This window comes from Kitasatospora sp. NPDC052868, assembly GCF_044547105.1.
Classification (GTDB): domain Bacteria; phylum Actinomycetota; class Actinomycetes; order Streptomycetales; family Streptomycetaceae; genus Kitasatospora.
In genome coordinates, this window is the sequence record NZ_JBITZW010000023.1 from 109,058 (window position 1) to 115,261 (window position 6,204).

6 protein-coding genes are annotated in these 6,204 nt (G+C 72.7%); 2 read left to right on the forward strand and 4 right to left on the reverse strand.

The genetic code is table 11. The annotated features are described in order from the left end of the window. Positions 1-191 precede the first annotated feature (191 nt). Both ACIGZJ_RS29645 and ACIGZJ_RS29650 read right to left on the reverse strand, forming a co-directional pair. Complete coding sequence (locus ACIGZJ_RS29645; RefSeq protein ID WP_387948391.1) at positions 192-617, reverse strand: DUF3017 domain-containing protein; 426 nt, start codon at positions 615-617, stop codon at positions 192-194. Between the two features lie 55 nt (positions 618-672). Further along, positions 673-1,527 carry a bifunctional methylenetetrahydrofolate dehydrogenase/methenyltetrahydrofolate cyclohydrolase gene (locus tag ACIGZJ_RS29650; protein WP_396460124.1) on the reverse strand — a complete coding sequence of 285 codons (855 nt, stop codon included), beginning with the start codon at positions 1,525-1,527 and terminating at the stop codon, positions 673-675. Positions 1,528-2,002: 475 nt separating this feature from the next. On the opposite strand from ACIGZJ_RS29650, the gene ACIGZJ_RS29655 reads away from it, so the two are divergent. After that, positions 2,003-2,749 carry an RDD family protein gene (locus ACIGZJ_RS29655; RefSeq protein WP_396460125.1) on the forward strand — a complete coding sequence of 249 codons (747 nt, stop codon included), beginning with the start codon at positions 2,003-2,005 and terminating at the stop codon, positions 2,747-2,749. 125 nt (positions 2,750-2,874) lie between these two features. Here ACIGZJ_RS29655 and purH read toward each other — a convergent pair whose 3' ends face one another. Both purH and purN read right to left on the reverse strand, forming a co-directional pair. Further along, a complete protein-coding gene (gene purH, locus ACIGZJ_RS29660) occupies positions 2,875-4,458 on the reverse strand; it encodes a bifunctional phosphoribosylaminoimidazolecarboxamide formyltransferase/IMP cyclohydrolase (RefSeq protein ID WP_396460126.1) in 1,584 nt (527 codons plus the stop codon). Continuing rightward, positions 4,455-5,114 (reverse strand): phosphoribosylglycinamide formyltransferase, encoded by a 660-nt coding sequence (gene purN / locus ACIGZJ_RS29665; protein WP_396460127.1) that lies wholly within the window; start codon positions 5,112-5,114, stop codon positions 4,455-4,457. The genes purH and purN overlap by 4 nt, the downstream gene beginning before the upstream one ends. Positions 5,115-5,472: 358 nt before the next feature. Here purN and ACIGZJ_RS29670 point away from each other — a divergent pair, with 358 nt between their 5' ends. Next, on the forward strand, positions 5,473-6,108 hold the full coding sequence (locus tag ACIGZJ_RS29670; protein WP_396460128.1) for a hypothetical protein: 636 nt from the start codon (positions 5,473-5,475) through the stop codon (positions 6,106-6,108). Positions 6,109-6,204 lie beyond the last annotated feature (96 nt).

The following is a 6,204-nucleotide window of genomic DNA, read 5'->3' on the forward strand; positions in this document are numbered from 1 at the left end:
AGCAAATCGCCAGGTGCCCCAGGCACACCGGCGCACTGGAGCCGAGGATGGTCTCTCGACATCGAGAGACCGGCGTCAGGTTATCGCAAAGCGAAGCGTACGCCGCGTGGACGGTGGTGACTGACAGGTCACAGACGGCGGCGGCCCCCGCCCGGGGAGCCGGGGCGGGGGCCGTCGCAGGGGCCGGGCCGTCAGTGCCGGGGCCGGCCGATCAGCTGGCCCACGTTGTCCATCAGCGGGATCTCCAGCCACGGGTTGGGCTGGGCGACCAGGGTGAGCAGCACGATCGAGACGCCGAGGAAGGTCAGCACGATCACGTCGGTGAAGCGGCTGCGCACCGCCAGCATGCCGACCTCGGGCAGCACCAGGCGCAGCACCGCGCCGAGCAGCACCCCGCCGCCGAGGATCAGCAGGCCGTACTTGAAGCCGTCCTTGAAGTCGGCGAACCAGGTGACGGCGAGCCCGGCGCCGACCACCAGCAGGACCAGCGTTATCGGCCACTGGCGGACCGGCAGGGTGTGGTCACGGCCCAGTGCCGCGGCCGAGCCCTCGGGGGGCAGGGTCCCGGTGGTCTTGACCGGCCTGCGCCGGGATCGCGCCGGTCGTGGGTCGCTCATGCGTCCACCTCGCTCCGCTCGCTCATGGCTCGCCCCTCTGGTCGGACTGCCGGGGTCAGAGACCGACGCGGCGCTCGGCCGCCTCGACGATGTTGTTCAGCAGCATGGCGCGGGTCATCGGGCCGACGCCGCCGGGGTTCGGGGAGATCCAGCCGGCCACCTCGGCCACGCCCGGGTGGACGTCACCGACGATCTTGCCCTCGCTGCGGCTGACGCCGACGTCCAGCACGGCCGCGCCCGGCTTGACGTCCTCCGGCTTGACCAGGTGCGGCACACCGGCGGCGGCGATGACGATGTCGGCCTTGCGCAGGTGGTAGGCGAGGTCCCGGGTGCCGGTGTGGCAGAGGGTGACGGTGGCGTTCTCGCTGCGGCGGGTGAGCAGCAGGCCGATCGAGCGGCCGACGGTGACGCCGCGGCCGATCACGACCACCTCGGCGCCGTTGATCGCCACGTCGTGGCGGCGCAGCAGCTCGACGATGCCGAGCGGGGTGCAGGGCAGCGGGCCCTGGATGCCGAGGGCGAGGCGGCCGAGCGAGGTCGGGTGCAGGCCGTCCGCGTCCTTGTCCGGGTCCATCAGCTCCAGGACGGGGTTCTGGTCCAGGCCCTTGGGCAGCGGGAGCTGGACGATGTACCCGGTGCAGTCCGGGTCGGCGTTGAGCTCGCGGACGACGTTCTCGACGTCCTCCTGGGTGGCGGTGGCGGGCAGCTCGCGCTGGATCGAGGCGATGCCGACCTCGGCGCAGTCCTTGTGCTTCCCGTTGACGTACCAGCGGCTGCCCGGGTCGTCGCCGACCAGGACGGTGCCGAGGCCGGGCGTGACGCCCTTCGCCTTGAGGGCCGCCACGCGGGCGGCGAGTTCGGACTTGATCGCGGACGCGGTGGCCTTGCCATCGAGAATCTGGGCAGTCATGACCCCATTCTCCCGGATCCCGGCAACCCGCCGTGCCAGGGCCCCGGCCCGGAACGGAACGTGTGGGTCACGTTGCGGTTGCGCCACAGTCCTGTCCGTTGCGCGGGCGCGGCTGGACAGCACCCGGCCGTCCGGTTGACGATATGCGGGCATTCCCTGCCGCTTCCGGCCCGGTGACGGGCCGACGGACACCTGGCGGGGACGTACCCGGGGGAAGAGACAGTGAGCAGACCACCACATCGCACAGCGCCGTCCGCGCTTCGCCGCGGCGTGCTCGCAGGGCCGCAGCCGTCGACGCTCCCGCTTCCGCCGTCCCCACGTCGCTGAGCAGCGGCGCCCCGGGCCCGGCTCCGTGCCGCCCCCGGTGTCGCCCCGCCGCGCTATCGTCCCGACCGGTCGGCGCATCGACCGCCCGTCCGTCCAGGGTCCTCCCGCTGTCCCGTCCCCACGTCCCCCATCCTGCCCGGAGGCACCGATGAGCTACCCGCCCGACCCGAACAACCCGTATGGCCAGCAGCCCCCGCCGCCCGGTTACGGCTACCCGCAGCAGGCCCCGCCGGCCGCCGGGTACGGCTACCCGCAGCAGCCGCCGCAGGCCCCGCCGTACGGCGTGCCGCAGCAGCAGGCCTACGGGTACGCGCCGATGCCGGGCACCATCCAGGCCAACAACGGCTACATCAACATCGCCCACCTGGGCCCGGTGAAGATCGCCACCATGGGCCAGCGGTTCCTGGCCCGGCTGATCGACGGCGCGGCCGTGGGCGCGGTGTACGCGCTGTTCGTGGCGTTCGGCATGGCCAGCGCGCTGGGCATCGCCAACGACCAGAAGGACTGCAGCTCCAAGTACACCTACGGCGGCTCCAACTCGGCGTACTACGACTGCCTGCACCAGAACCAGGACGCGGCCACCGGCTGGTTCGTCACGATCCTGATCATCTTCGGCGTGTTCTCGGTGATCGGCCTGCTCTACGAGTGGCTGATGGTGGCCTTCACCGGCGCCACGCTGGGCAAGCTGGCGATGGGCCTGCGGGTCGTCAAGGAGAGCGACGGCCAGGTCCCCGGCATCGGCGGCGGCTTCATCCGCTTCATCATCCCGATCGTCGGCGCGATCCTCTGCTACATCGGGGCGATCCTGGTGTACCTGTCGCCCTTCTTCGACAACTCCGGGAAGCTGCAGGGCTGGCACGACCGTGCCGCCGGCACCGTGGTGATCAAGAAGTAGCGCGCACACCGGTACGACAGAGCGGCCCGGTCCCCTCCGCGGAGGGGGCCGGGCCGCTCTGTCGTACCGTCAGCGCGTCAGTGGGTCAGCGCCTCAGCACGTTGGCGCTTTGGCGTGTCGGCGCGTCAGTGGAAGAAGTGCCGGGTGCCGGTGAGGTACATGGTCACGCCCGCCTCGGCGGCGGCCGCGACCACCTCTTCGTCGCGGATCGAGCCGCCCGGCTGCACCACGGCCCGGATGCCGCCGTCGAGCAGGATCCGCAGGCCGTCCGCGAACGGGAAGAAGGCGTCCGAGGCCGCGTACGAGCCCTTGGCCCGCTCGCCGGCCCGCTCGACCGCGAGCTTCGCCGAGTCGACCCGGTTGACCTGGCCCATACCGACGCCCACCGAGGCGCCGTCCTTGGCCAGCAGGATCGCGTTGGACTTGACGGCCCGGCAGGCCCGCCAGGCGAAGGCCAGCTCGGCCAGCTCGGCCGGGGAGAGCGCCTCGCCGGTGGCCAGCGTCCAGTTGGCCGGGTCGTCGCCCTCGGCGTGGATCCGGTCGGCCGCCTGGAGCAGCGCGCCACCGGAGATCGGGCGCACCTCCTGGCGGTTGGCCGGCGCCTCGGGGGCGAGCAGCACCCGGAGGTTCTTCTTGCGGGCCAGCACCTCGACGGCGCCGTCCTCGTACGCCGGGGCGACGACGACCTCGGTGAAGATCGGGGCGATCTGCTCGGCCAGCTCGACGGTGACCGGGCGGTTGACGGCGATCACGCCGCCGTACGCGGAGACCGGGTCGCACTCGTGCGCCTTGCGGTGCGCCTCGGCGACGTCCGCGCCGGTCGCGATGCCGCACGGGTTGGCGTGCTTGATGATCGCGACGGCCGGGGCCTCGTGGTCGTAGGCGGCGCGGCGGGCGGCGTCGGTGTCGACGTAGTTGTTGTACGACATCTCCTTGCCGTGCAGCTGCTCGGCGCCGGCCAGGCCGCCGGTGCCGTCGCTGTACATCGCGGCGCCCTGGTGCGGGTTCTCGCCGTAGCGCAGCACGCTCTGCCGCTCGTAGGAGGCGCCGAGGAAGGCCGGGAAGGCGGCGTCCTCGGTCTCCGTGTAGCCGGAGGTCTCGAACCAGTTGGCCACCGCGACGTCGTAGGCGGCGGTGTGCGCGAAGGCCTGGGCGGCCAGGCGCTTGCGGGTCAGCAGGTCGAAGCCGCCCTCCTGCGCCGCCTTCAGCACGTCCTCGTAGCGGGCCGGGTCCACCACGACGGCGACCGACGGGTGGTTCTTGGCGGCGGCGCGGACCATGCTCGGGCCGCCGATGTCGATCTGCTCGACGCACTCGTCCGGGGTGGCGCCGGAGGCGACCGTGGCCTTGAACGGGTAGAGGTTCACCACGACCAGGTCGAAGGGCTCGACGCCCAGCTCGGCCAGCTGCGCGCGGTGCGACTCCAGTCGCAGGTCGGCGAGCACGCCGGCGTGCACGCGGGGGTGCAGCGTCTTCACGCGCCCGTCCAGGCACTCCGGGAAGCCGGTCAGCTCGGAGACCTCGGTGACCGGCACGCCGGCGGCGGCGATCCGGCCGGCGGTGGAGCCGGTGGAGACGATGGCGACCCCGGCGGCGTGCAGGCCCTGGGCCAGCTCCTCCAGACCGGTCTTGTCGTACACGCTGATCAGCGCACGACGGATCGGTCGGGTGTTCTCGGAGACAGGGGGGGTGGTGGAGCTGGCACTCATGCCGGGATCCATACCTTTCGGTCCTCGATGCGGTGGCCCTCACGGGCCAGCCGGCCAACGATGTCGACGAGCAGCTTGCGCTCGACTGTCTTGATGCGCTCGTGCAGCGCTTCGCCGCCATCGGCGTGGTCGGCGTCGGTGACCTCCACGACGCCCTGCGCGATGATCGGCCCGGTGTCCACGCCGGCGTCGACCAGGTGGACGGTGCAGCCGGTGACCTTCACCCCGTACGCGAGGGCGTCGGTGACGCCGTGGGCGCCGGGGAAGGCGGGCAGCAGTGCGGGGTGGGTGTTGACGATCCGTCCGGCGAAGGCCGCGATGAACGCGGGGCCGAGGATCTTCATGAAGCCGGCGGTGACCACCAGGTCCGGCTGGTAGGCGGCGACGGAGGCGGTCAGCGCGCCGTCCCAGGCGGCCCGGTCGGGGAAGTCCTTCATCCGGTGGACGAAGGACGGCAGGCCCGCGCGCTCGGCCCGCTCCAGGCCCGCGATGCCGTCGCGGTCCGCGCCGACGGCGAGGATCTCGGCGCCGAAGGCCGGGTCGGCGGCGGCGTCGATCAGCGCCTGGAGGTTGGTGCCGGAGCCGGAGACCAGCACCACCAGACGGGCCGGTCCGGGCGTGCGGGGCGGGAAGAGCTGAGCGGGGGCGGCGGCCACTGCGCGATTCTCCGTAGGTTCGGGCGCCGCACGCTGGTACGTCCACCGGCGGTGGGGCCACTACGAACGGCAGGTCGAGCGAGGGGGAACACACGGGAAACCCACCGCGACGCGGGCCCCGGGAACCGATGTGAGCTGCTGACCGTCACCACGATAACGGCTGGTCGGACGGCCTCCGAAACGGCCCGAGGGCGCTACGCGCGTAGTTGAGACGGGGATCTCCTCGGTGCCGCGGGCCCGGGGATCCGGACGGGTCCGCGGCCCGCGACGGCAGGCCGCCGAAGGGCCCGCGCGCGACTGCGGGATCATAGGGTGCGCGGGGTACCCGTCGCACCGACCGAGAAGGAATGGCTGAACCATGAGCAGCGGTGACAGCACCGGCGAGCGCAATCCCTTCGCGCCGCCGCCGGCGGATGCCCCGGACCAGCCGTGGCAGCCGCGCAATCCCCGGCCCGACGGCTCGGAGAGCCCCGAGGACGGCGAGAACCCCGAGGAGCGCCCCCAGGTCCCGCCGCCGCACCCGTGGAGCTCCGGCTACCAGGGCGGCGGCTGGCAGCCCCGGCCGCCCGCCCCCCAGCAGCCCCGGCTCGACCCCGCCGACCCGGCCCAGCGCAAGGCCCGCAACGCGGCCCTGGCCGGCATGGCGGCGCTGGTCTGCGCGGTCGCCGGGATCTACTACGTGGCGCTGTTCCTCGGCGCGCTCGCCATCCTCTGGGGCGTCACCGCGATGCGCTCGCCCAGGCCGGCCGCCGCCACCACCGAGGGGGCCCCCGCCGCGGCCGGCCCCACGCCCAACCCGCTGACGCCGGCCGCGCTCGGCGGGGTGCTCACCGGCGCGATGACGGTGGTCTTCGTGGCCGGTGTGATCGGGCTCAGCCTGTACTACAACGACTACGTCACCTGCGTACGGGACTCCCTCACCTCCACCGGCGAGCAGAACTGCGACCGGCTGGCGCCCAAGTGGTACGTGGACATCGCCACCAAGGGCGACTAGGGTCTTTCTTTTGGATCAGCGGGCGGACCAGATGAAGATGCCGGCGATGTGGAGTCCGGCCCGGAAGACGGTGGCGGTCTTCTCGTAGCGGGTGGC

Bases quoted from the DNA above. Each gene is read 5' to 3' on its own strand.
- ACIGZJ_RS29645 (WP_387948391.1), bottom strand. From the start codon at position 617: ATGAGCGACCCACGACCGGCGCGATCCCGGCGCAGGCCGGTCAAGACC.
- ACIGZJ_RS29650 (WP_396460124.1), bottom strand. From the start codon at position 1,527: ATGACTGCCCAGATTCTCGATGGCAAGGCCACCGCGTCCGCGATCAAG.
- ACIGZJ_RS29655 (WP_396460125.1), top strand. From the start codon at position 2,003: ATGAGCTACCCGCCCGACCCGAACAACCCGTATGGCCAGCAGCCCCCG.
- purH (WP_396460126.1), bottom strand. From the start codon at position 4,458: ATGAGTGCCAGCTCCACCACCCCCCCTGTCTCCGAGAACACCCGACCG.
- ACIGZJ_RS29670 (WP_396460128.1), top strand. From the start codon at position 5,473: ATGAGCAGCGGTGACAGCACCGGCGAGCGCAATCCCTTCGCGCCGCCG.